The 24,878-nt window shown below is 59.7% G+C and carries 21 protein-coding genes and 3 tRNA genes; 14 read left to right on the forward strand and 10 right to left on the reverse strand.

Annotated features, from left to right (window positions below; all coding sequences use genetic code 11):
• The gene (locus ACJD00_RS02425) at window positions 1-972 is read left to right on the forward strand and encodes a hypothetical protein (protein WP_418908340.1); all 972 of its coding nucleotides are present in this window, start codon (window positions 1-3) and stop codon (window positions 970-972) included.
• Window positions 973-1,397: 425 nt separating this feature from the next.
• Here the strand turns inward: ACJD00_RS02425 and ACJD00_RS02430 are convergent.
• Both ACJD00_RS02430 and ACJD00_RS02435 read right to left on the reverse strand, forming a co-directional pair.
• Window positions 1,398-1,489: transfer RNA gene (locus tag ACJD00_RS02430), tRNA-Ser, on the reverse strand.
• Window positions 1,490-1,553: 64 nt separating this feature from the next.
• Complete coding sequence (locus ACJD00_RS02435; RefSeq protein ID WP_418908341.1) at window positions 1,554-3,644, reverse strand: prolyl oligopeptidase family serine peptidase; 2,091 nt, start codon at window positions 3,642-3,644, stop codon at window positions 1,554-1,556.
• A gap of 38 nt (window positions 3,645-3,682) precedes the next feature.
• On the opposite strand from ACJD00_RS02435, the gene ACJD00_RS02440 reads away from it, so the two are divergent.
• Window positions 3,683-5,728: an FAD/NAD(P)-binding protein gene (locus ACJD00_RS02440; RefSeq protein ID WP_418908342.1), complete on the forward strand. Its 2,046-nt coding sequence runs from the start codon at window positions 3,683-3,685 to the stop codon at window positions 5,726-5,728.
• Window positions 5,729-5,785: 57 nt separating this feature from the next.
• Here ACJD00_RS02440 and ACJD00_RS02445 read toward each other — a convergent pair.
• Window positions 5,786-5,873: transfer RNA gene (locus ACJD00_RS02445), tRNA-Ser, on the reverse strand.
• A 62-nt stretch (window positions 5,874-5,935) separates the two neighbouring features.
• Between ACJD00_RS02445 and ACJD00_RS02450 the strand changes: the two genes are divergently transcribed.
• From ACJD00_RS02450 to ACJD00_RS02460, 3 genes are all read left to right on the forward strand, one after another.
• Entirely contained in the window at window positions 5,936-6,919 is a 984-nt protein-coding gene (locus ACJD00_RS02450; protein ID WP_418909290.1) for an NAD(P)H-quinone oxidoreductase, read from the forward strand.
• 97 nt (window positions 6,920-7,016) lie between these two features.
• Window positions 7,017-7,469: a hypothetical protein gene (locus ACJD00_RS02455; RefSeq protein WP_309408902.1), complete on the forward strand. Its 453-nt coding sequence runs from the start codon at window positions 7,017-7,019 to the stop codon at window positions 7,467-7,469.
• 73 nt (window positions 7,470-7,542) lie between these two features.
• Window positions 7,543-8,385, forward strand: coding sequence for an aldo/keto reductase (locus tag ACJD00_RS02460; RefSeq protein WP_418908343.1), 843 nt, complete (start codon window positions 7,543-7,545; stop codon window positions 8,383-8,385).
• Window positions 8,386-8,462: 77 nt separating this feature from the next.
• Here ACJD00_RS02460 and ACJD00_RS02465 read toward each other — a convergent pair.
• From ACJD00_RS02465 to tmk, 4 genes are all read right to left on the reverse strand, one after another.
• Window positions 8,463-8,534 (reverse strand) — tRNA-Thr (locus ACJD00_RS02465).
• An 84-nt stretch (window positions 8,535-8,618) separates the two neighbouring features.
• Window positions 8,619-10,157, reverse strand: a complete 1,539-nt coding sequence (locus ACJD00_RS02470; RefSeq protein WP_418908344.1) for an alpha/beta hydrolase — start codon at window positions 10,155-10,157, stop codon at window positions 8,619-8,621.
• A gap of 35 nt (window positions 10,158-10,192) precedes the next feature.
• Entirely contained in the window at window positions 10,193-11,344 is a 1,152-nt protein-coding gene (locus tag ACJD00_RS02475) for a DNA polymerase III subunit delta' (RefSeq protein WP_418908345.1), read from the reverse strand.
• A complete protein-coding gene (gene tmk, locus ACJD00_RS02480; protein WP_418908346.1) occupies window positions 11,344-11,997 on the reverse strand; it encodes a dTMP kinase in 654 nt (217 codons plus the stop codon). The genes ACJD00_RS02475 and tmk overlap by 1 nt, the downstream gene beginning before the upstream one ends.
• A 117-nt stretch (window positions 11,998-12,114) precedes the next feature.
• On the opposite strand from tmk, the gene ACJD00_RS02485 reads away from it, so the two are divergent.
• The 4 genes from ACJD00_RS02485 to ACJD00_RS02500 all read left to right on the forward strand — a co-directional run bounded on the left by ACJD00_RS02485 (window position 12,115) and on the right by ACJD00_RS02500 (window position 14,913).
• Entirely contained in the window at window positions 12,115-13,278 is a 1,164-nt protein-coding gene (locus tag ACJD00_RS02485; protein ID WP_418908347.1) for a trans-sulfuration enzyme family protein, read from the forward strand.
• Between the two features lie 17 nt (window positions 13,279-13,295).
• Complete coding sequence (locus ACJD00_RS02490) at window positions 13,296-13,607, forward strand: DUF2516 family protein (protein ID WP_309408892.1); 312 nt, start codon at window positions 13,296-13,298, stop codon at window positions 13,605-13,607.
• A 66-nt stretch (window positions 13,608-13,673) separates the two neighbouring features.
• Window positions 13,674-14,420, forward strand: a complete 747-nt coding sequence (locus ACJD00_RS02495) for a phosphoglyceromutase (protein ID WP_309408889.1) — start codon at window positions 13,674-13,676, stop codon at window positions 14,418-14,420.
• Between the two features lie 190 nt (window positions 14,421-14,610).
• Entirely contained in the window at window positions 14,611-14,913 is a 303-nt protein-coding gene (locus tag ACJD00_RS02500; protein WP_309408888.1) for a DUF4193 domain-containing protein, read from the forward strand.
• A 115-nt stretch (window positions 14,914-15,028) separates the two neighbouring features.
• Here ACJD00_RS02500 and ACJD00_RS02505 read toward each other — a convergent pair whose 3' ends face one another.
• Both ACJD00_RS02505 and phoU read right to left on the reverse strand, forming a co-directional pair.
• On the reverse strand, window positions 15,029-17,596 hold the full coding sequence (locus tag ACJD00_RS02505; protein WP_418908348.1) for a hypothetical protein: 2,568 nt from the start codon (window positions 17,594-17,596) through the stop codon (window positions 15,029-15,031).
• A gap of 183 nt (window positions 17,597-17,779) precedes the next feature.
• Window positions 17,780-18,433, reverse strand: coding sequence for a phosphate signaling complex protein PhoU (phoU, locus tag ACJD00_RS02510; RefSeq protein ID WP_418908349.1), 654 nt, complete (start codon window positions 18,431-18,433; stop codon window positions 17,780-17,782).
• 195 nt (window positions 18,434-18,628) lie between these two features.
• On the opposite strand from phoU, the gene ACJD00_RS02515 reads away from it, so the two are divergent.
• Complete coding sequence (locus tag ACJD00_RS02515; RefSeq protein WP_309408882.1) at window positions 18,629-19,843, forward strand: sensor histidine kinase; 1,215 nt, start codon at window positions 18,629-18,631, stop codon at window positions 19,841-19,843.
• Entirely contained in the window at window positions 19,840-20,520 is a 681-nt protein-coding gene (locus ACJD00_RS02520; RefSeq protein ID WP_418908350.1) for a winged helix-turn-helix domain-containing protein, read from the forward strand. Before ACJD00_RS02515 ends, ACJD00_RS02520 begins: the two co-directional genes overlap by 4 nt.
• Before the next feature lie 148 nt (window positions 20,521-20,668).
• On the opposite strand, the gene ACJD00_RS02525 is transcribed toward ACJD00_RS02520, so the two are convergent.
• The gene (locus tag ACJD00_RS02525) at window positions 20,669-21,208 is read right to left on the reverse strand and encodes a hypothetical protein (RefSeq protein WP_418908351.1); all 540 of its coding nucleotides are present in this window, start codon (window positions 21,206-21,208) and stop codon (window positions 20,669-20,671) included.
• A 352-nt stretch (window positions 21,209-21,560) separates the two neighbouring features.
• On the opposite strand from ACJD00_RS02525, the gene ACJD00_RS02530 reads away from it, so the two are divergent.
• The 3 genes from ACJD00_RS02530 to cysS all read left to right on the forward strand — a co-directional run bounded on the left by ACJD00_RS02530 (window position 21,561) and on the right by cysS (window position 24,850).
• On the forward strand, window positions 21,561-22,046 hold the full coding sequence (locus tag ACJD00_RS02530) for a CarD family transcriptional regulator (protein ID WP_309408876.1): 486 nt from the start codon (window positions 21,561-21,563) through the stop codon (window positions 22,044-22,046).
• Between the two features lie 83 nt (window positions 22,047-22,129).
• Entirely contained in the window at window positions 22,130-23,356 is a 1,227-nt protein-coding gene (ispD, locus tag ACJD00_RS02535; RefSeq protein WP_418908352.1) for a 2-C-methyl-D-erythritol 4-phosphate cytidylyltransferase, read from the forward strand.
• A gap of 39 nt (window positions 23,357-23,395) precedes the next feature.
• Window positions 23,396-24,850: a cysteine--tRNA ligase gene (cysS, locus tag ACJD00_RS02540; protein ID WP_418908353.1), complete on the forward strand. Its 1,455-nt coding sequence runs from the start codon at window positions 23,396-23,398 to the stop codon at window positions 24,848-24,850.
• Window positions 24,851-24,878 lie beyond the last annotated feature (28 nt).

A 24,878-nucleotide genomic window follows, 5' to 3' on the forward strand; every position in this document is an offset into this window, starting at 1 on the left:
ATGGAGTTTCTCATCATTATCGGCGTTGTTGTGCTCGTCCTTGGCGCGGGCTACTGGTGGCTGCAGTCACTGCGTAAGCGGAACAGCGCCGAAATCTCTAAAGCAGTGAGTCGTGAGGCCGCGCAGGCGGCCAGCGCCAAGCTTGATGAGGCTTCCCGGAAGGCCATTTATCGTAATCTCGCCAAGGGAGACGTCTTGGCGGCCGTGCAGAATTATCGTGCGGTGACCGGAGATCCTGTCAAGGATTGCGTTATCGCAATTCGTTCCTTAGACGCGTACCCGCAGGTGGCTGAGCAGCAGAAGCCGCAACCGGTCAGTGAAGAGGATATTCAGGCGCTGCGCGCAAAACTGGAATCACACGGTAATGACGGTGAAGAAGAGCCTCCACAGTCTGAGAAGGATTCGGAGCCCGCCTCCAAAGACCCCGAGCCGTCGCCAGCGCCAGCCAGCGGTGAAATTCAAGCCATGCTACCGAAGGATGATGCGTGGGTCGTGCCCGAAGAATGGAGCGAACAGTTCGGGTCGCAGAACGAGCCAAGCTCGACACACTTCAAACTTGCTTACGAGGTTGAAGGTGTACAGCATGAGTTCTCGAGCGAACAATTGCCACCCAACGAGTACGATCAACTGTTCTCGATGCTTCGCGACGAAAACTATACGGAGGCAGCGCAGATCCTCAACACCCATACCGGGTTGCCGGTTGAGGATCTAGAGCGCATGATTTCCACCTCCCCGATGGCTGCCCACGGCGGTAATGCAAATGTGGCGGACTTTCGCTTCGAGGGGCAGGGGCCCGATGGCCCGGTGAGTTTTGACGCGGCGGAATTGCCGGAGGCCGAACGTGCCGAACTCTTTGCCGCCATTGCCGACACCGATTTAGACCGCGTGGCGGCCATCGTGGTCCGGCATACTAACCTTCCCGAAGATATGGTGCGCAACATGTTGCGCAACTTCGTCGAGCGCGACAAGTAGAGTCGCGGGGCACTACCGGCAGACCACGACGCCGGCGCGTATGGAAGTGCTAAATACCAAGGGTAGTTAGTCGTCAGGATCGGGTCATTGCGCTGGCGTGTGCTGTGCCAGCGCAATCCTCAATTGCTAAAGTGCGGCCGTCATGACTTGTCCTCGGAGTGCGGAAACCCCTATTTGAGTAGGGGTTTTTGGAGTATGCGGGGATACGAGCCGCCCGCTTTCCCCACGTGAATCCGTGACTTACCGTATCTAAGTGCTCGCAATAGAGGTTATTACGCGTAGCTCTCGGCAACTTCTGAGACAAGTTCGGTCACTATGACAACCGCTCGGAACCTTGGCGGAGCATCGAGTCGACCGTGCATGAGCACGATGGGGGGGATTTCATGACTATGCAAATAAAAAACCCCTACCTGAGTAGGGGTTTTTGGCGGACACGGGGGGATTTGAACCCCCGGTCGAGTTTAACCCCGACCCTTCATTAGCAGTGAAGTCCATTCGGCCGCTCTGGCACGTGTCCATCCGCTGTTTCCAGCGTTAATAAGCCTACCCGAACTTCCCTCCGTGTTCCAAAACGGGGCACGCTAGCGAATTTGGCGCCAAAGATATTCGTAGCTTGTGGCCAGCATGCGTGCGGTGGATTCGTTGTCAGTTGAACCAGCGTGGCCCCCGTCCTGCGGCTCGTGGTAACGAACATTGGTGATACCGCGATCCATCATGGCTGCGGCCAGCTTGCGAGCCTGTGAAGGTCCCACCCGGTCATCGGTGGTAGTGGTCCAGATGAGGCTCGCAGGGTAGCTATCAGGATGCTGTGGCTCGTCGAAAATGCGGTGAAGCGGTGAGAAGGTGCGTACGTACTTCCACTGTTCTGGGATTTCGGGATCGCCATACTCGGCGATCCAGGAGTGCCCGGCCGCCAGTCGGGTGTAGCGGCGCATGTCCAGTAGTGGGACCCCGCAGGAGATAGCACCAAAAAGCTGCGGGTAGCCGGTGATCATATTGCCCATCAGCAACCCACCATTGGATCGTCCGGTGGCCGCCAAGTGTTCGCGACTGGTGACCTGCCGTCTGACGAGGTCCTCCGCGATCGCTGCGAAATCCTCATAGGCACGGTGCCGGTTGGCCTGCAGCGCGGCCTGATGCCATCGTGGTCCGTATTCTCCGCCGCCACGAATATTAGCCAGTACATAGCTGGCACCACGCCCGTCGGCGGTACGACGTTCAAGCCAGCCCCGCCCAAGGGCCGGAGAATACCCCGGGGTCATACTGTGCTGGAAGCCGCCGTATCCGTCCATGAGCACTGGATTTCGTCCATCTAACACTAGGTCGCGGGGCGAGACTTGGAAATACGGTATTCGGGTCCCATCGGCCGAGATCGCGAAGTGCTGGCTCACTTCGAGATCGTCCGCCGAAAAACGAGCCGGGGATGACTTTACGGGAGTGAGCTGAGCTCCTACTGGCCCACGCGACAATATGGTCGGCGTGGTGAAGCCGGTGGAGGTCATCCAGATCTCGTCGGCGCAACTTTCATCTTCATCATCCACAGCGGATACCGAAACGCTACACAAGGGGTCATCCAACGTGAGGCGCTGCGGCTCGGAGTTAGAGTGCAGATCCAATACGTGAACTTCGCTACGCACATCGGTCAGTAGCGTGAGTAATAGGTAGTTGGCCGTGAAGTCCATCCCCTGCAACGAGGAGTTCGACTGCGGCGTGAACACCACGCGGTCTATAGTGCCCGATTCCAAAAACCTGTCCACCGTCGTCATAATCAGGCTTCCGGCCGGGTAGGTATTTCCCGCGTGTTGCCAATCGGTGCGTGGGGCAAACAGGAACCATTGACGATGCAGAAAGACATTGACGTCAGTAGGAACGTCCACCGCGATGTTCTTTCCGGCGATCTGTAGATAGGTGCGGCTGTTGTAAAAATCGAGCACGTCGGTGAAAATCGTGCGTTCAAAACCCGGAGTGGAATCGACTTGAACCCCGGCCAACACGTGCTCAGCGTCCACCTCGAAGACCACCGGAGCGTCGCGTAGCTCGGCTCCTCGGGTGAGCGAGCGGACGGTGCGGGCATACGTTGAACGCGTGGTGTCCAACGGATTTGTCGCGCTAGCTACCAATAGGGTGTCGGCATCTAACCAACTTGCGGAGGTCTTGGCCACCGGAAGTTGGAATCCTTCGGGCACAAAGACTTGGTTCTCTAGGTCGAACTCGCGGATTGCGACTTGGTCACCACCGTCGGGGCTGAGCCGCACTAGCGCTTGGCGATAAGGCTCTCCCGGTGCCGGTCGCAGGAGCTGGGCGCCGGCGAAGTGCCAGTCCTGGCCTTCTTTGACTGCGAGATCGTCGAGATCTAGCAAAATTTCCCAGTCGGGATTATCCGTGCGGTAGGACTCCCACGTGGTCCGTCGCCATTGGCCCAAACGGTGCGCGGCGTCTTTCCAGAAGTTGTAGTAGTGCTCGCCGCGCTTGGTCACCATCGGTATGCGATCAGGTGAATCCAGTACCTCGCGGATCCGGTCGACTGTGGTGTGGAACTGCGCGTCGTAGAGTTCGCGCTCCGTGCGCTCGGTGTGCTCGCGCACCCAAGCTAGGGCAGTGTCCGATTGAACCTCGTCGAGCCAGTCATATTCTTCGGTTGGGTCGCTGGTCTGTACCGATGTTTCGCTCATAAGCCACAGTCTAGGGCCCGAGGCATTAATCTTGGATGGTGAGCAGCGCAACAGATACCTCGGATCCCCAGTTCAGCGTCGCCGTCGTGGGTGCAGGCCCACGCGGGACAAGCATCGTGGAGCGGATGGCAGACCTGCTGCGACGTAGCACGCGAGTGCCGGTTCAATTGCAGGTGACCATCTTTGACCCTTACCCCGGTGGCTCGGGCATGGTGTGGGACCCTGGGCAATCGCCAAACTTCTGGATGAACACACCAATGTCCTACCCTACAGTGGCCCCCGAACGGACGGGTGATGGTCCTGGGCTGAGCTTCGAACAGTTCGTGACTTCCGGAGGCGACGGGGCACCTCTTACCGCACGGGAGGCCGAGGAAATTTCCTCGCTTGGACCCGGTAGTTACCCCACCCGAGCGTTGTATGGCAGATATTTGCAGCATGTCTTTCAGCGCAGCGTGGCGCAGCTAGCAGCGCATCCGCAAGTCAACGTCGCGCAGATTCAGTCCGAGGTGCTTGCGGTTCGTCCGGAGCTCACCGGCTATCAAGTGGAATATCGCCATCCAGACTCGGAGGCTTCTGCCACGGCACGGTTATCGGTGGATTGCGTGGTGCTGGCCCTAGGCCACCAAGATTCGGCCGTGAATCCGTGGCAACGACAGCTCGCGGAGGCGGCCGATCGCAACGGGCTGACCTACCTGCCCCCGAACATTCCAGCGAACGTCGATTACGCTCAATTTCCGCCTGGAGAGCCGGCTTTGATTCGCGGGCTAGGCCTGAACTTTTTCGACGCCATGGCAGAGCTCAGCCTGGGCCGCGGTGGTCGGTTCGTGACCGATCTCGATGTGCCCGGACACCGACTTCGCTATGAGCCCTCGGGCGAAGAGCCACGCCTGATGGTGGCCTCACGCCGCGGCACCCCGTACTGGGGGAAGCCGGTGGCCGACGCGTTTATCCCCGAGCAGATACAGCTCGAGTACATGGACGCCGAGGAACTGATGGATTTGGTCGTGGAGGCACGGACCTCGGGCAACCCAAACGCGTCCTTGAGCTTTTCACGGCATATATGGCCACGTTTGCACCGCGATATCCTGCTGGCCTACTACAGCCAAAGTGCGCGAGTATATGAGGATCAGCTACCGCAAGGAAGCGAAGCATTCATCGCGAAGGTTCGAGAGATCCTTGATGCCGAGCACCATGAAGGTGTCCAGGTTTGGTTGAGTCAATTGCATGAATACATTGACCGGTTCCCACGCATTGGGTGGCTGGACGTTCCCTTGTTGGCCCACCCTTTCGACCAAGTTGGCTTTGAGTCCCACGCGCACTACCAACAGGCGGTTCGTGACTACCTGGTGCACAATGCCCAACGCAGTGAGCCAGGGATCGAAGATCCGCTATCACGCGCCATCATGACGATGAATGCTGGGCGCATGATAATCAAGGAACTCATTGCCCGGAATCTGGTAGACGAGCAGTCCCGTATTACCGAAATACAAGGGAAATTTGAGCCCCTGGTCGAAGGTCTGTCTTCCGGGCCACCCCTTGAACGTATCGAGCAGCTCTTGGCGCTTTCACGGGCAGGATTGGTCGAATTTATTGGTCCGGACCCACAGTTTGGCTTCGACGAAATTACTGGACTGTTCACCGCCTCCTCCCCGTGGGTCGACGCCGACGAGTTCACCGCCAAGGTGCTTTGCGAAGCGATGATGCCAGCCAACCGGGTGCTACAGAACAAGACACCACTGATGCGGCAGCTGCTTGGGGAGTCTGTGGCTCGAGTGCACACATGGACCAATGATGATGGAGAAACGGTACCCGGTTCCGGCTTTGAGGTTCGTGGAACACCCTATCGACTCGTCGACGGCCAAGGCCTGGCGCACCGCGGTCTCTTTGTCCTCGGTCTGCAATTGTCCTCGGCACAGTGGGGTACGGCAATTGCCGGTCAGGCTGGCGATCTCGCACGGCCGGGCGCGCGGACCCTACGCGATGCACAGGACATTGTGAAGGGAATTGCCCGACTGGCGGGCATTGAAATTCCGGAAACACCGACCGAATTCGACCGGGTGGATCGCATCGGCGGGCGGGTCTAAGCTGAAAATAAAGCTAGGCGGCCTCCCCGAAAATTCGAGAAGGCCGCCTAGTCAACGCGGATGGTATGGGATTTGAACCCATGAGACGGGGTTACCGCCTACTGGTTTTCAAGACCAGCTCCTTCGGCCGCTCGGACAACCATCCAACCCGAACGAGTATACGGCATCGATACCTGCACAGGAGAATCAGCAATGACCGGAGAACAGATGGACGCCTATATTTATCGCGGTGCCGGTGGGACCGAGGTTATTGAGCAGACGCGTCGCGAAGTTCCCGAACCAGCCGCCGGAGAGGTCCTGGTTCGTACCGCCGCCTTTGGTCTTAATCGGGCGGATGTACAGCAGCGCCGTGGATACTATCCGCCGCCTCCGGGAGCCAGCGACATTCCGGGACTGGAAGCCTCAGGAACCATCGTAGGAGTAGGTCCGGGCGTCACTCGATGGCAGATCGGCGATCGTGTGGCGGCGCTGCTTAGCGGAGGCGGGTATGCACAATATATTGCAGTGCCCGAGGGCCAACTACTTCCGGTTCCCGAAGGAATAGATCTGGTTGCTGCCGCCGCGGTACCTGAAGTGACGTGCACTGTGGTGTCTAATCTGTTTCTCGAGGGCGACCTGAGAAACGGTCAGAGCGTTCTAATTCATGGCGGGGCCGGAGGGATTGGCTCGATGGCCATCCAGCTGGCCAAGGACGCCGGGGCGACGGTCTACACGACAGCATCCGATGCAGGGAAGCTGCAACATTGCCACGCGTTAGGTGCGGATCATGGCATCAACTACCGCGCCGAGGACTTCTCAACCGAGATTGAACGACTGACCGAGGGGAGGGGAGTTGACCTCATTCTCGATGTCGTGGGGGCCAAATATCTAACACAGAACGTTAGCGCGCTCGCCGAAGGTGGCCAGTTAGTCATCATTGGGCTACAAGGCGGGGCCAAGGCCGAGCTGAATATTGGCCAGCTGATGAGTAAGCGTGCCCGGATTATCGGAACTACCTTGCGTTCGAGGAGCGTGGCGGAAAAGTCTGAGATCGTCCGACACACCATTGACCGGATCCGCCCACTGCTTGAAACAGGCACTCTAGATATGAGCGTCGGTGCGACCTTTGAATTCGACGAGCTTCGAGAAGCTCAGGATTATTTCGATTCCGGTGAGCATCGCGGGAAAATCTTGGTACGAGCTCCTCGCTGAGTGCACGGTAATTCGGCTTTTACGGCGGTGGCGCGAAGTGCTACTCGCAGGCCGTAAGGTAATAAGTGGCAGGCACCATCGACCCGTAAAGAGTGCAATGGTCTTTTTCTCTAGGCTCCGTGCCGAACGCGCGGCCAACCGCGACCTCGGCAATGGCGTGTGGCGTCGCGCCCATGACCGGTTCAATCGCTCGCTTGATCGCGTCTTTCAGGTCATTGAGGGTATCGAGGATGATCGGCTACATAACGAGTTCGTGGCCCGAGCCAATGACCTTGCCGAACTACTGCCTGTCGTGCGTGAAATATGCCGCGAAGCTCAGGCGCTGACTCCTAGCGAAGACGAACAGATTCCGCAGCGAACAGCTCGGATACATCGGGCCCTGACTAAGTCGGCCAATGACCTGGCAACCACCGCTCAAGCTATGGCGATGCTTCGGATTCAGGCCGAAGCAGGAGGGGCGGACATGCTCTTTGCTGTAGATAATCGTGCGCGCATCGTCACCGAGGAAGTAGGCCAAGCTCAGCGGCTCCTGCGCGAATTATTCGACTAGGGTTCATTACGCGTTGGGCGCAAGGTGGCTGAAGTCACCCCATCTGTCACCTTCGGGCAATAGAGTATGTCTTATGACTTATTTCGTACCCGAAAAAGTGTTCCGTGATGGAAACTCCATCGACCAGCTCGGCTACGGCGTGTGGCAGGTCGCCGATGACGAAGCAGAAAAGGTGGTTGGGCTAGCCCTCGAAACGGGCTATCGCCACATCGATACCGCCATGATCTATGGCAATGAGGCCGGTGTGGGACGCGCTGTAGCTGCCAGCAGCGTGCCGCGTGAAGAAATCTTTGTGACCACCAAGGTGTGGAACGCGGATCAAGGCTACGAGCAAACACTTGCCGCGATGGACGCCTCCCTTGAGCGCCTCGGCCTCGATTACGTGGATCTCTACCTGATTCACTGGCTTCAGCCGAAACGGGGCAAGTACGTTGACACGTGGAAGGCACTCATCGAGCTGCAGAAAGCTGGAAAAGCCAAGTCCATTGGTGTCTGCAACTTCAACATCGAAGCTCTCGACGAACTGTACGCCGAAACCGGGGTGCGGCCAGTAATCAACCAAGTTGAAACGCACCCCTACTTCCCGCAGAACGAATTGCGTGAATACGAAGCCGCGCACGGGATTCTGCACGAGTCGTGGTCGCCGCTGGGACAGGGTGGTGAGGTGTTGGAGGATGAGGCCGTAGTCGCTGTGGCCCGTAAGCACAACGCGAGCCCGGCGCAGGTCATCATCGCTTGGCACTTAGCCAAGGGCAATGTCGTGATCCCGAAGTCGGTCACGCCGGAGCGTATCGAAGAGAACTTCAATGCTCTAGGCGTCACATTGGATGCCGAAGATCTGGAAAAGATTGACGCTCTGGACCGAGGTGCGGAAGGTCGTATTGCGGCCGATCCCGCCACCGCTGACTTCCAGTAACCATTTCGGTGGTTTACTAAATGCGAAAATCCCCCGGTATCGCGCAGTGCGATACCGGGGGATTTTCTTCACATCGGAGCCCCCGGCCGGATTTGAACCGGCGACCTGCTCTTTACGAGGGAGCTGCTCTACCCCTGAGCTACGGAGGCCTGCGCCCGTTACCGGGCACCACGTTAATCTATCCGAGGTGGCAGATGAACGTCAAAACGAGCACGAAACGGTGTGCGCGAAAGCTAGCAGCGAGTACCTTCTGCTGGCAGGGTACCCTCGAGCAGGTAGTTATCGACAGCCTCATTAATGCAGTCACTACCTCGTCCGTACGCGGTATGGCCCTCGCCCTCGAAGGTTAGCAACCGGGCGTTATCTAGTTGCTTGGCCAGCGACTGTGCCCACGCATAGGGCGTGGCTGGATCGCCGGTGGTCCCAACAACCAAAATCGGGCCCGCGCCCGTCGCCGATAGGTTCGCAGGTTTTCCGGTCGGTTCATATGACCACGTATCGCATCCGATGGCACCGTAGGCAAGGTACTTGCCGATGGTAGGAGACGCCTCGGACAATCGCTGTGCTTGTTTCTCCATGGCCGCCTCGGATGCATCCATCGGGCGGTCAAGGCAATTGATCGCGGTGAACGCATCCATCGAGTTTGAAAGGTACTTGCCCTCTTCGGTGCGTTCGTTCGATAGATCCGCGAAGAACAGGATGCCATCCACATCACCGTTCATGGCTCGTTGCATGGCGGTACGCAACAACGGCCACGAACTATTGTCGTAAAGCGGGACGATAAAGCCAGTAACGAAGTCAACCACCGGCACCTGACGTCCGTCAGAGGAAGTCATGGGTGTGCCTTCGAGGCGGGAGAAAAAGTCCCGCAATTCGGTCTTGGCTTCGTCAAGGGTTCCGGAGAACGGGCAGTCCTCGTATTCCAGGCAGTCGGTCAACCAAGCATCGATCGAATCTTCAAAACCCTTGGCCTGTCCCAGCGTGACTTCTTCTTCGGACAGTGCAGGATCCATAGCACCATCGAGAACCAATCGTCCGGCGCGCTGCGGGAAAAGATCGGCATAGGTTGCCCCAAGGAAAGTTCCATAGGAGAAACCGAGATAATCTAACTGCCGGTCACCGAGTAGCGCCCGAATAATATCCATGTCGCGGGCGGCCGAGATGGTGTCGACGTGACCAAGCAATTCGCCGGTGTGCTGCGCACAGTCTTGAGCATATTTTTTGCCTTCGGCGACGATTTGCTCACGGTCGGCTGGATCCCAAGCATGGAGGTTCGATTGGCGGGAGTCATCCTTTTCCGCATCGCTTTGACAAGTAATGGGGCTGCTTTCGCCCACACCCCGGGGGTCAAAACCAATCAGGTTGTAGGACCTTTGTAGTTCGGGGGTAAACATTGACGTGGCGGACTGGGAGACCAGCGTTAGCCCAGAACCACCGGGGCCGCCCGGATTAACTAATAGATTTCCCTTAGCGTTCTGCGCCTTGCGCCGGTTCAACGTTAGCTCGATGCGTTCGCCATCGGGTTTCGCGTAATTCAGTGGTACCTCAACCGTGGCGCACTCCAAGGTGCTACCGCAGGCCTCCCACTTCACGCTCTGCGTGTAATAGTCTGCTAGCTCGGCGGGAAGGTTCGCGTCGAGGACCGTGGATGGTTCCGTGGCCGACGGCGAGCTCTCATCGTTCGTGACAGCAGTGCAGGAAGTCAGTAGCAGCGTAGCCGCCATGGCAAGGGCCGTTGCTTTGCTCAGCGAACGACTCACGGTGTAAGGCACGAAAGGGTACTCCTAAGGTAGGTGCGTCGACTGCTTCAGCGACGTGCCGGGTTAGCCAGCAGACGCGTCATGAGAGCCTCTAAAGCGAGCAAGGGGGCGACGTTGGCGCTCAAGCGGCGCCGTGTCTCATTGATGGCATCGATCTGTGACAGGGTCTTTTCACTTCGCTGGGCTCGAGCATAGTGCTCGATGTCCTCGCGGCGATGCTCATTGACCAACTCCACCTGGCTGCCCAATTGGATGCTGAGCACATCACGAAAGAACGTGGTCAAATCGATCAAGGTGCGATCCAGCGCATCGAAGGTGGCGCGCCGTGCCTGGCGTTTGGCCGTTTCTTCGAGCGCTTTAAATTGACTACGCAGATTTGGCGGAATCGGCTCGTCTTCGCTCAGGCCCGTGGTGTGTCGCAGCGCGGCGGTCTGTTGCGCAAGTTGCTCACCGGTGATGGCCTCGGCGTTTTCATTGGCTAGTGCAACAATGTCGGCGGCGGCACTCATCGCTTGGGGGAGGGTGCTCATCCGTAATGGGAGGAAGACCGCCTTTTCGCGTCGGTCGCGGGCGGCAGGATCGCGCGCAAGCAACCGGGCTACGCCGATATGTGACTGTGCCGCGCGTGCAGCAAACTCCGCCAACTCCGGGGCGACACCGTCGCGTTCGATTAGCAGGCTCGCGACTTCGGCGGTCGAAGGAATGGCAAGGCCCACCGAACGGCAACGAGAACGGATAGTGACCAGCACATCTGCAGGGGAAGGCGCGCACAACAACCAAATCATGCGTTCGGGCGGTTCCTCAATCGCCTTCAGCAGCACGTTTGTGGTGCGCTCGGTCATTCGGTCGGCGTCTTCAATGATGATGATGCGCCACCGCCCTTGGCCGGCCCGTTCTTGGGCGCGACCAATGAGTTCGCGAACGTCATCAATCTGGTAAGCGACCTTCTGGGTGCTGACGAAAGTGACATCTGGGTGGCGCCCCTCGAGTACTGAGACGCATCCTTGGCAACTTCCACAACCGGCCGGCGAACTCGTGCATTCGAGTGCTGCCGCGAAGGCGCGGGCGGCCGTACTGCGTCCCGAACCAGGAGGGCCGGTAAACAGCCAGGCATGCGTCGGGTTTCCGGCGTCGACTTCACGGGTAAGTGCGTCGATGACGCGCTGTTGCCCGGCGAGCGAAGCAAATACAGGGCGCATTAGAGCAGCTCTTCCAGACGCTCGCGAATTAGATCCTGTAGCTGTTCGGCCGAAGCGGTGGCGTCCAGCACGAGATAGCGTTGCGGGGCTGCCTTGGCCAGCTCGAGGAAGGCGTGACGGATGCGTTCATGGAAATCGTCGGGTTCGGCTTCGAGACGATCCGAATCATCCACGCCACCGGTGTGCGTCAGTCGGCGCAGCCGGCCTTCTGCCGCCGAAATATCTAACAGGATCGTCAGATCTGGGCGCAGGCCGTCCGTGGCGAATTCGTTGATCGCGGCCACTTTCTCCACGCCCAAGTTGCGCCCGACTCCCTGATAAGCCAATGAGGAGTCAACGAAGCGGTCGCAGAGCACATGCCGGCCGGCCTGCAGGTTAGGTGCGATGAATTGCTGAACATGCGCTGCTCGAGCAGCGGCGTACATCAGCGCCTCGGTTCGCTCATCGATGGTGCCATGCCCGTGCTCCAGCACAAGCGAACGTAGCTTCTCACTGATCTCGGTCCCACCTGGTTCGCGAGTACTGAGCACTTCACCGCCGTTGCGCTCCAACAGTTGGCGCGTCAGACGTACCTGGGTAGATTTGCCGGCTCCATCGCCGCCTTCGAAGACAATAAACAGACCGCGCGCAGGCGTTGATGCATCGCTATTCACATGCTCTAGCCTAGCGAAGAGCTGGCCCGAAACCGGCACCGTGCCCGCGGTGTACCGCCATGAAATCTTTGGAAATCGACAGCGGCGCTTTGCCTACCGAGGCGTAAGGTTTTGGCTATGACTAGCACCGCATCACCCGTGGGTGGCCCTGACCGCCTAGACCCGAAGACTCTTGTCGTGGCGGGCGGCCGCCCAGCCCATGGGCACGATGGTGCCGTAAACCACCCGGTGACTTTTACTTCGACCTATGCCTATGCGCCGGAGCGTAACGACCCGGCGCGCACGTACGCGCGATTCTCCAATCCCACGTGGGATCCGTTCGAAGAGGTACTGGCCACGCTCGAAGAAGCCGAGCTTCCGGGTCTGTTGTTCGGTTCGGGGATGGCGGCGATTGCTGCGGCACTGAATCTCGTGCCTGCCGGTGGTCTTATGGTGATGCCACGTCACTCCTACAACGGCTCACTAGCGCTAGTGCAGGAGCTTGAAGCTGCTGGCCGGCTTCGGGTGCAGTTGGTTGATGTCGCCGATACCGACCAGGTAGTGCAGGCACTTGAGCAAGCAGATGTGTTGTGGATTGAGTCGCCGACGAACCCAATGCTTGAGGTAGCAGATGTGCCCCGCTTGCTCTCGGAAGCCCGTGGGAAGGGTGTGCTCAGCGTCGTTGACAACACCTTCGCCACCCCACTGCTTCAGCGCCCGTTGACGCTGGGAGCCGATGTAGTGCTGCATTCGGTGACCAAATATCTTTCCGGACATTCGGACGTCATTCTCGGTGCGGTGCTGACGAGCAATGAGGAGCTCCACGCGAAACTGCACGGTTACCGCACCCTGCACGGGGCAATCGCTTCGCCCATGGATGCGTTCTTGGCTCTGCGCGGGCTGCGAACGCTTTCGGTTCGGTTGGAGCGCTCGCAGGCCAACAGTCAGTTCTTGGCCGAGGAGTTAGCGAAGCACCCAGCCGTGGGTGAGGTCCGCTACCCGGGACTCGTAGAAGACCCGGGCCATCAGCGCGCTGCCGCCCAGATGCAGGGCTTTGGCTCGGTCATTTCCTTCACCGTAGGGGACAGCGCCGCCGACGCAGATCAAGTCGTTGCCGCATTCGGGCTGATCACTGCGGCCACCTCGCTTGGTGGTGTCGAATCGTTGGCCGAACGCCGGGCACGCCATGCCTCTGAACCACAGTCGGTGCCGGAGAATCTCATTCGTCTTTCCGTCGGCATCGAAGCCGCCACTGACTTGTGGGCCGATCTGGCCCGTGCCTTGGACACGCTCAAGCGGTAGGGACGTAGGATAGAACTATGCAGTGGGCGATAACGATTGAGCACTTTCTCTACTACGGGCTGTCGTTGGTGATCCTTGGACTGGCAGTGTGGGCGCTTCTGGACGCTTTGCGGCACGGTGCGCAACGCTACCTCGAGGAAGGCAAACGCACGAAGGGCTGGTGGCTAGGCTTAACTGGCGCGAGTACCTTTGTCGCGCTGCTTTCGGCACTACCGTCGATGATCGGTGGTCCGCTGTTCCTCCAGCTCATTGCCGCATGTATCGCCTGTGTCTACCTCGCCGATGTCCGCCCGGCGGTCAGCGGCAAGAGCGGAAACTGGTACTACTAGCTCTTACTGGCGACATACTTTGACGCGACCCGAAGGCTGAGGACCCAGTTCGCTAGGATGGACTGTATGAGCCATACTTTGATTTTGCTCCGCCACGGGCAGAGCGAATGGAACGAAAAGAACCTATTCACTGGTTGGTACGACGTTTCTCTCACCGAGAAGGGACGCGCGGAAGCTACGCGCGGCGGTGAGCTGATGGCAGAGGCCGGCTACAAGCCGCAGGTTTTGCACACCTCACTGCTAACCCGCGCGATCACCACCGCAAATCTTGCACTCGAGGCCGCAGGCCGTTCGTGGATCCCGGTGAAGCGCGACTGGCGTTTGAACGAGCGCCACTACGGAGCCCTGCAGGGCAAGGACAAGGCAGAAACCTTGGCCGAGTTTGGTGAAGATCAGTTCATGCTGTGGCGCCGCAGCTACGACACCCCGCCACCAGCGTTGGACGACAACTCGGAGTTTAGCCAGATCGGTGAGGAGCGCTACGCCGACTTGGGAGATTCCGCCCCGCGTACCGAATGCCTGAAGGACGTGCTTGAGCGCATGCTTCCTTACTGGGAATCGGACATCAAGGCAGACCTGTCGGAGGGCAAGACCGTCCTGGTCACCGCTCACGGTAACTCCTTGCGTGCGCTGGTTAAGCACCTTGACGGAATCAGCGATGACGATATCGCCGCGCTGAACATTCCTACCGGCATCCCGCTGGTCTACGAACTGGACGAGAACTTTGCCCCGATCACCCCGGGAGGCACTTACCTCGATCCGGAAGCCGCCGCCGACGCCATCAAGGCAGTGGCCAACCAGGGGCGCAAGTAGTCTGTAGCTCTTTGCGGCGTGGGCTGGGAACGGCATGTTCTCCGGCCCACGCCGCCGCTACTTTAACAGGAAGTTGCCGGGAAATAACCGCTGTGAGCGAAATTATGGAAACGGATTGTATTTTCTGCCCTCGTATGCTGTAATCTCCTATCTCGAATAGGCTCAATGGCTCACGTTAGGAATGCAATTCGTGGCAACTGATTACGATGAAGTCCGCCCGGATGTTGCCGAGGCGCGTAAGGCTTCACTAGACGCGGTAAAGTCCGCTAATGCACCGGACGCCAAGAGCGTTGTGCGAGAAATGGACGAGGCCGACCACACCGACGGCATGGATCTGCCGGGTGCGGACCTGTCCAACGAGGAACTGACCGTGACCGTCGTCCCGCAGAAGGACGATGAGTTTATCTGTGGTTCTTGCTTCTTGATCCGCCACCGTTCGCAGCTGGTGCACGAAGACGGCGGAATTGGTTACTGTGTGGAGTGCGAGGGCTAAGACCCACTGACACTTCGCCACCGAAGATCTGCGGCGCCCAAGTGGCGCCACAAAGCGGGGGTCTTGACCAAACACAGTGTGTTTGGTCAAGACCCCCGCTTTTTATGAGCCGGTTCTAGAACCAGCCGGTCCTAATATTCTGAACTCGGGGCTCGCCTTCTTCCCACTGAATTTCTCCACGGAAAGTCACGCTGATTTCATGTGGGTCAAACTCGAGAGTGCCCAGATCGCTCTTCTTATATCGAAAGGTCACCTGTCCGGCGGTGAAGGAGTCCTTATCGAGATCGATCACCTCGGTCGCACGCTCCACTACGGAGAAGGATTCAAGGTCGGACTGCCGCAACTGGTATGGGCAATAGGCTTCGGTGTTGCTAGGTACTTCTACACAGGCCTCGGCTGCTTGGTTGACGGCATCTAAGACCACCTTTTCTAGGGCATCCGTCGGTTGGGTTTTGACATCGGCCCTGAGCACTCCGGTGGTGGGATCCAGCACGCGCAACTGAGCATTTGAAGCTTGCTCATACTTTGTTGACTCGCCTGTGACCTCGTACAAACCCGGGTACGCGTAGAACGTACCGCCGTAGCCCTGCCCACGATGTAGGAGGCCACCGCTGTCTTCCCGCAACGGAATCTGGGTGCCCGAGACCTTAACCGTTTGTTGCCCGGAGCGTAGCTGAACTTCGGCGATCAGCGGATCCTGAATGTGCCACGTCGTCAGTAGGCCGTACTCTTTCGGCCCGCGCGCCACTTGAAAGCGGTGAGTTGCTTGCTGGCCGTTGACCGAATAGACCGCCTCGACGCTCGCCGCGCGAGCCGTTTCGGATACCAGACGTACCGATTGCGGCTCGAGGCGAGCTTCACTGGCCTGAAGTACCTCATCGCTGAGTAGCACACGCTGGCCGTAATCGACCCCGGGATCGACCATATCGCCGGCCTGCGTGGCGTGCCCCTCGGAGAGCAACTGTAGGTAGCGTTGCACCTCGGCCTCGGGCTTACGTTGCGAATTCAAGAAGGCGACCGCCCCGAAGCCCAGCGCTAGCAAGATAATCACGACCAACAGACCGATACCGGCGAACCGGAGTTTCTTTTTGGTCGTCGCCGAGAGGGGCTGGTCCGGCACTACATCGTGAGGCACCGGCGAGGGCGAGACCGCTGAGCTAGCGTCCTTCGTTTGGTCGCCGGCAGGGTGCTCGCCGGTCACCGGATCGGGGGTGGCGAAGCCAGCAGGCCGCGCGGCAGGTTGGATCATCCAGACGGTGGGTGTGCCGGCGGCCCAACTGGCGGTGGCTTTCCGCCCACCACACAGGGTCAGCACCCAGGGTGCAAAGCGGTAGCACCAGTACGGTGCGAATTCTGCGAGCACCGAGATAAGTGCGGCAGCTAAGGTCAGGAAGATCGGCGTGAACCACAGTAAGCTCATCCGGAAACCCAGCTCCGGCAAAATAGAGCCAGCGGGAGACGGATCGCCGCCCCAGACGCTGAGCGCCGAAACGTTGATTAGGACGAGCCACAGGATCAGCACCCCTGCTGGAAGCTGCCAGATGCGCCGCGGATTGAACCGCTGCTGCGTACGTCCTCGGCGCACCCCCAGGGCAATGGAAGCGATAACCACCGATAGCGCGGTCGCAACCAGGAGCCAAGCTCCCAGCCCGCTACCGAGATCGAACATGTCGATATTCTGTGCGGCATCTGCATCCGTTGCTTGAACATCAAGCGGCCGATAGAGCTGGGCTAGTTCGGGAGGTACGTAAATTGACAGCTGCCCGAAGAAACCTAGGCCACAAAGGATCACCGCAGCATTGATGAGCAGGGCGAGAAGCAGCAGTAGATACTCGAGACTTTCACTGACCGAAAGTGAGCCCTTGACCGAGAGCACCACGAAGAAGACGAACGCTGCAACCGAGAATAGGCACAACGCAATACTGGTGAACACGGTAGTTTCTCGAATGAGCGCGGTGAGGGCTGTCCATCGACTCGCTGAGCGGGCTGGAAGAGCTAGAAAGGTGCCGATGGCACTGCTGATAAAGACGGCGAGAAAGACCGTCCCGAAGTTTCCGGAGATCATCACCTGGTTTCGCTCATCACCCAGGCGTATCTGGCCAATCAACGAGAGCGCCGCAAAGACCAAGGCAAGTATCACGGAGTTTGCTAGGGCAAACCAGCGAGGAGCGATACCGGCCAGACGTCGGCGGGCATGCCAGCGGTAGAGCCCGAAGACTCCCACACCCACGAGGGCCAAGAAGGTGAATTGGCTCAGCCCCAGACCGAGGTCAAAGGAGAACGGTCCGGTAAAGAAGACTTCGGCTCTAAGTACAACGTCGAGTCGACCACCGAGCACAAAAGAGCACAGCAGCAGAAAACTTTCGAAGCTATTCGCGATGGAAGTCGTCTCGGAACCGAACAGCTGCTCGCTGACGAGGTTATCGATCGCGCGCCCGAAAAATTGCTGATAGCACAGCGCGAGCAGAGCGGTCGCCAGCGCAACGAATGCGGCATGCAACGCGAAAAGTCGTAGGCCGGGTCCGGAGAGCAGGAAGCGAAAATAGCCTTGCAGGATCGTACCGGCTCGAGCCCCGATGGCACCGTGCTCCGTGGAGACGGGCACCGGCGGCTCATGGGCTTTGCCCGCCGGAGCGCTGGTTGGCGGAGTCTTCTCGGATTCGGGTTGCTGGTCGGAGCCCATAGGTCCTCTCCTGAATGGTTGTGGCACACAAATCGCCACATCACACCCGCACGTGTCGGTGCCTTACCACTACAGGTTAGTCGAGCTATACGATCATTTCCTGACTGAAAGCTTCCGGGCACAAAGAAAACCCCGCCGATGCGTAGTGGCATCGACAGGGTTTCTGCTTTGTTCGGTGCAGCCCTACAGGCTGGTCGGCTCCCATTCGCCGGTGACCAAGTAGGTCACCTTGCGGGCCACGGATACCCCGTGGTCGCCGAAGCGCTCTAGGTACCGGCTGGTGAGCGAGACATCCACGGTCGTCGGTGCATCGGCACTCCACGACGGATCGGCCACGGCGGTGAAGACCGATGCATGCAACTTATCGACCTCATGGTTCAGGCCGATAATTCGCGAAGCAATGGACAGATCGCGGGTGTCCAGCAGTTCGCCGACCGCCTGGGCGATCTGGATATCAAGCTGGGCCATTTCGTTGAAGACGCCGCTGATTTCCGAGGGCAGTGCCCGCTTCGGGAAGCGCAGGCGCGTTAGCTGTGCCAGGTGGCGGGCCAGGTCGCCCATGCGCTCGAGTGAGGCGGACATCCGCAAGGAGCCGACGATCATGCGCAGATCGCTGGCCACGGGGCCCTGCAAGGCTAGGGTGTCAATAGCTCGTTCGTCGAGCTGGTTCTGCAGGAAATCGATTTTGGCGTCGGCGGCGATAACCTCTTGGGCAATCTCCACGTCGGCGTTGGCCAGCGACTCCCAGGCCCGGTCCATGGCGACTGCTACGAGATTGGACATCTCGATCAGTTCTTCGCCAATCTGCTGCAGATCGGCCTGAAATACCTTGCGCACTCGGCAGTCCTTTCGAATGTTTACGGATCGTCCCCACCTGATTTCGGGCAGGGCGGAGGGTCGATCTCAAGCTTGTCAGCCTAGCGTAAACGAGGGGGAGGGGAAAAGTGAACGTTCGGTGAACAGCGTGTTGAATTGGGCGCTTTGCGGTCATTTCGTCCATCGTCGGGGCGCAAACACCGATACGCTAAAAGGGTGAACGACGTCTTCTCGATCATCATCGCCGGGCTGATCGGCCTCCTGCTGGGTGTGGTGGGTGTAGCCGCCTACCGATACTCCCAGTCGCGCGCCGCGAAGCTCCCCGCGGTCGACGAGCCCGTGTTGCCCGAAGGAGCAGCCGCAGTGCTCTCCGTGATCGGTCGCGCTTTCGTGATCCTCGATGACGTCGACGGCGTGGTGCGGGCCAACCCGTCCTCTTACGCCTACGGGTTGGTGCGCGGGCATACCCTGGTGCACGACCAGCTCCTGGATCTGGTGCGCCGGGTCAGGGCCGACGGGGTGATCGCCGAAGCGCAGTTCGAGCTGCAGCGTGCCACCTTGGGCGCCGGGCAACTCATTGTGCACGTGCGCGTCGCACCGCTGGGTGACGAGTACATCCTGTTGTTGGCCGACGACCGGACGGAAATTACCCGCACCGAGGCCATGCGCAACGACTTCGTGGCCAACGTGTCCCATGAACTGAAAACCCCGGTCGGTGCCATCTCGCTGCTGGCCGAGGCCATTACCGATGCCGCCGATGATCCGGTGGCCGTACGCCGGTTTTCCACCCGCATGGACAAGGAATCGCGACGGCTGGCCGCGCTGGTGCAGGACATCATCGAACTTTCGCGCTTGCAGTCCAGCGACGCCATTGTGCACGGACACGAGGTGAATATGGACTCGGTGATTGCCGAGGCCGTGGACCGCAACCAGCTACTGGCCGAAGAGAAGGCAATCCGCATCTCGGTCGGCGGCTCGCTTGAGGCCCCGATCCACGGTGACGCCGACCTATTGATGACCGCGGTGCGCAACCTCATCGACAACGCCATCCGCTATTCGCCACCGAACACCGCGGTCGGCGTCGGATTACGTCAGCGCGATGGGTACGCACAAATCTCCGTGACCGACCAGGGTCCGGGTATTTCCCTTGAGGAGCAAGAACGCGTCTTCGAACGTTTCTACCGGGTGGATGCCGCCCGCTCCCGCTCTACCGGCGGCACCGGCCTGGGTTTGAGCATCGTGAAACACGTGGTGGCCAACCACGGCGGTGAGGTGACCCTGTGGTCGCAGCCCGGACAGGGCTCGACCTTCACCCTAAGACTTCCCCTAGTGGATGAGGAAGAGACCGCGCTGTCTCGCGCGGACTCGCAGACGACAAAGGACAAGACGGAATCCGCCTCCGCGGCGGACCGTGAAGGAGGACGCCGATGACCCGGATTCTGATCGTCGAGGACGAGGAATCGCTCTCTGACCCGCTCTCATACCTTCTGGAGCGCGAGGGTTTCGAGGTGAATATCGCCGACGATGGCATCGTAGCGGTCACCGAATTTGAACGCCATGGCGCCGATCTTGTGCTGTTGGACCTGATGTTGCCGGGGCAACCCGGTACCGAGGTCATTCGCCAGATTCGAGCTACCAGCCAGGTGCCGGTCATCATGCTGACCGCGAAAGACTCGGAGATCGATAAGGTCGTGGGTTTGGAGCTTGGCGCCGACGACTACGTCACCAAGCCCTACTCCTCGCGGGAACTGCTGGCGCGCATTCGTGCCGTACTCCGCCGTCAAGGCGAGAGCGACGAGTTGATCAGCAACGTCGTAACCGCCGGTCCGGTGCGGATGGACGTCGAGCGTCACGTGGTCTCGGTGCATAACACCGAAATCGCCATGCCGCTGAAGGAGTTTGAACTGCTTGAAATGCTCCTGCGCAATGCCGGACGTGTGTTGACCCGCGGACAGCTCATCGACCGGGTATGGGGCAGCGACTACGTCGGTGATACCAAGACGCTCGACGTCCACGTCAAGCGGCTACGTTCGAAGATCGAAGCCGATCCGGCGGTACCCGAGCACCTGGTCACCGTGCGCGGACTGGGCTACAAGTTCGTCGCCTAGGGCCGACTGAGCCGAGGCCGACCCCGCCACCGCTTCGCTTTGCCGGAGGGGTGGCGGGGTTTTCGATTCCTGAACATGCAAAACGACGCCCGTCGCACCCCAACTGGGGCGACGGGCGTCGTGATGTTGCGCGAAATGAGCGCTGAGTTTAGTGGTGTGCCTCTTCGCTCTTCGGCGACGGAGTCAGGTGGTCACGCACGTGCGGATCGGAACCGCCCGGCACGAAGTCGCGGTACTCGGGAAGGGTGCCGTCAACCACCGGAATGCTGGATTCAACGCTTTCGCCACCTACGCTCAAGGTCACGTCGATGTGCTCACCGGGAGACTTGGTCAGGTTGCTAACCAGCTGCTCGTTCGCATCGTCTTCGAGCTTCAGCGCGGTATCGGCCGGAACGTTCAGGCGAATGGGAGCCAAGCCCTCCGGAGCGATGCTCAAGGACAACGCGGAATCGCTTCGGTTGACGACCGAACCAATGAGGCGTGCTTCGTTGCTCTCGTCGTTGACGACGAGCAGGATGTTGCGGGCCTTCGCCTCGGCAACGGTGATGTTCGAGCCATCGCTGGCGGCGTAGTTGGTGGTGGTTGCCTGCTGGTTGATGGCACCACAGCCAGTGGCGCCGAAAGCCAAAGCAGTCAGAGCAATAGACGCGGCGATCCGGCGTCCAGCGGTCATGCGTGCGGTGATCACGACACTAACTCCTCGGTGAGACTAGGAAAGTTGCATGGTTTCGTGGCGGCCTGCGGGCTGCACTCAGCGCGGGGCACGGGGCACACGAGGACCACGACTAGTACCTAGCCTAACTGTTCTGGCCCGAAAAACATGATTTCGCGACCTGCGCCACAAACTTTTCGACAGGCCGTAGAGGATTTGGGAGTGGAAAGGGGTGCAGGCTCCGCCGCACTTGCCCTCCTTTCTTACCACGTTTCTCTCCCATTTGGAAGAGGTAGTTCCCCGTGATTTCGCGGTTATTTGGGGCACATGAAGGTCGTGGGCAAAAACGCCCGTGGTAGACTTAATACTGGGAAAGGGGTTAATTCACATGGTTTTTGAGGTTGGCGAGACTGTTGTCTACCCGCACCACGGCGCAGCAATGATTGAGGAAATCAAGATGCGCAAGATCAAGGGCGAAGAGAAAATGTATCTCAAGCTCAAGGTGGCGCAGGGTGACCTGACCATTGAGGTCCCGGCCGAGAATGTCGATCTAGTCGGCGTTCGTGACGTGGTGGGCCAGGAAGGCCTAGATCACGTCTTCGATGTACTGCGTGCGGAGTTCACCGAAGAGCCGACCAACTGGTCGCGCCGTTACAAGGCAAACTTGGAAAAGCTTGCTTCGGGCGATGTTATCAAGGTCGCTGAGGTCGTTCGCGACCTGTGGCGTCGCGAAAATGACCGAGGCCTGTCTGCCGGAGAAAAGCGGATGCTTTCCAAGGCGCGCCAGGTACTCATCAGCGAATTGGCCCTGGCCAAGGATCTCGATGAGGTCAAGGCCGAAGGCTTGCTTGACGAGGTTCTGGCTTCGGCATAACGACGCAGCGGCATTAACTGGGACCGTGGGACGCTTAGCGGCCCACGGTTTTTGCTGTTAAATCCCACGATAAGCTGTAGGGCGTGAGTACAGAGCAGAAAAGCGCCGCCGTCATATTGGTAGCTGCCGGCCAAGGAACTCGGCTGGGCGCGGGTATGCCCAAAGCCCTAGTGAAAATTCACGGCACCTCGCTGGCGGATCACGCACTGGCTCGCATCTCGCAGGTTTCGCGCGTGGAGCACGTGGTGGTGGTGTGCCCCGCAGGGGATAACCGCTTGGCTCGGGAATTAGACACCTGTGGCGTCTCGGTGAGCTTTGTTGACGGAGGTACGAGCCGCGCTGCCTCGGTACGGGCCGGTCTTGCGGCGGTACCGGAACGATTCCCGCACGTACTCGTGCACGACGCCGCACGCGCTTTCACCCCGCCTGAGGTCTTTAACCGCGTGCTTGACGAACTGGAACAGGGTGCCGCTGCGGTCATCCCCGCGCTCGACGTCACCGACACCATCAGCGAAACCGAACTCGGTGCCAACCAGGTACGGCGGATTGTCCGGACTCCGGCTCGCGCGAACCTCCGTGCCGTGCAAACACCGCAGGGGTTCAATTCGCAGCTACTTTCCGCGGCCCATGCGGCGTTGGGGGAGCTGTCCGAGCCGGAGCTCGAAGCCCTGACGGACGACGCTTCGGTGGTGGCAAATCAGGGTCACCCGGTGCACGTCGTGTCCGGCGCGCCACAAAGCCTGAAAATCACCCGCCCCGAGGATCTGCGGGGCATCGAACAGTTACTTGGTCTATCTCAGGAGCGCACCATGGATCAGCACCCCCTTATCCCGCGGGTGGGCAACGGTGTCGACATCCACCAGGTGTCCACCGACCCGAACCGCCCAATGTGGTTAGCTGGCTTGCACTTCCCCGACGATATTGGACTGGCGGGGCACTCCGACGGCGATGCCGTGGCCCACGCCGCCTGTGACGCCCTTTTCGCCGCCGCCGGAATCGGCGACCTCGGCACGCATTTTGGGGTCGATCGGCCCGAATTCGATGGCGCCAGCGGGGTGAGCCTGCTATCCGAGGCCGGACGCCTGGTCCGCCAAGCGGGATTCGAGATTGGCAACGTGAGCGTGCAGTTCGTGGGTCGCCGGCCACGCTTTGCCGAGCGTCGTCTCGAAGCGAACCAGGTACTGAGCGCCGCGCTCGGCGCCTCGGTGGACGTAAGTGCCACGACGAGCGATGGCCTGGGCTATGAAGGAGAGGGCACAGGAATCACGGCCTACGCCACAGCCCTGGTGTATCCAGTTCCACGCAACTAGGCGGGTGTAGGGCAGCGATCTTCAGCTAACCTTAAAGACGTGAGCCTGCGATTTTATGACACCAAGACAGCTACCATCCGAGACTTCAAGCCCCTGAGCGAGGGCGAAGCGTCGGTGTACTACTGTGGTGCCACAGTTCAGGGCATGCCGCACGTAGGGCACGTACGCAGTGCAATCGCCTTCGATATCCTGACGCGCTGGCTCGAGTACCGCGGCTTCAAGGTCACCACGGTTCGCAACGTAACCGACATCGACGACAAGATCCTGCAAAAGTCTGCGGCCTCCTTCGCAGAGGACTTTGTTCCGACCGAGGACTACCCGAGCGAGGAACCGTGGTTCGCACTGGCCTACCGCTTTGAACAAGAATTTGCGAAGGCCTACGAAGTTCTTGGCGTACGCCGCCCGACCTATGAGCCGCGAGCTACCGGCCACGTCCCGGAAATGCTGGAGCTTATCGAGCGGTTGATCGAGCGGGGCCATGCCTATCCGGCCACCGATGGCTCGGGAGACGTATATTTCGACGTGCGCTCCTTTGCCGGCTACGGGGAACTGACGCGCCAGAAAATCGATGACATGCAGGCGGCGACCGATGCCGACCCGCGGGCGAAGCGCGATCCGCGCGACTTTGCGCTGTGGAAGGGGCATAAGGAGCAAGATCCGCAGACCGCGTCCTGGCCTAGCCCTTGGGGACGCGGGCGCCCGGGGTGGCATTTGGAATGCTCGGCCATGGTCACCAAATACCTGGGCACGACTTTCGATATTCATGGTGGTGGCCTCGATCTTCGGTTCCCGCACCATGAGAACGAACTCGCGCAGTCCGCGGCTGCGGGACATGGCTTTGCCAACTACTGGATGCACAACGGCATGGTGACCTATGCTGGCGAAAAAATGAGCAAGTCGATCGGCAATACGATCTCGCCTGCCGAAATGCTGGAGCTAGCCGCACCTCGTGTAGTGCGCTACTTCCTCGGGCAAGCGCAGTATCGATCGCAACTGGACTACCGCCCAGATTCGTTGGCCGAGGCGGGCGCCGCTGTGGAACGGATCGACACCTTCCTGACGAACGCCCGTTTTGCCTTGGACGCTGCGGCGCGTGAGTTGCCCTCGGCCTCCGACGTACCTGCAGGTTTCGGTGAGGCCATGGACGATGACCTCAACGTGCCAATGGCCTTGGCGGTACTGCACGATACGGTGCGCCAAGGGAATACCGCCCTGGATGCAAGGGATCTTGACACGGTCGCATCTGCCTATGCTCAAGTTAGTGCGATGACCCGGGTCCTCGGGCTCGACGACGCTGGCGCGGACACCCACAGCCAAGACGATGAACTTACCAATGTGCTTGATGCCCTCGTACAGGCGCAGCTAGCCGAAAGGGCCGAGGCGCGCGCCGCAAAAGACTGGGCCCGTTCGGACGCAATCCGTGACGCGTTGGCCGCCGTCGGTATTACGGTCCTCGATTCGGCCGAGGGCGCGCGCTGGACTCTCAACAAGTAGCCTCACGGCGAACCTAAACTCAGACCAA

Origin of the sequence: Glutamicibacter endophyticus, from assembly GCF_048457885.1 — a bacterium.
Lineage (GTDB): Bacteria > Actinomycetota > Actinomycetes > Actinomycetales > Micrococcaceae > Glutamicibacter > Glutamicibacter endophyticus.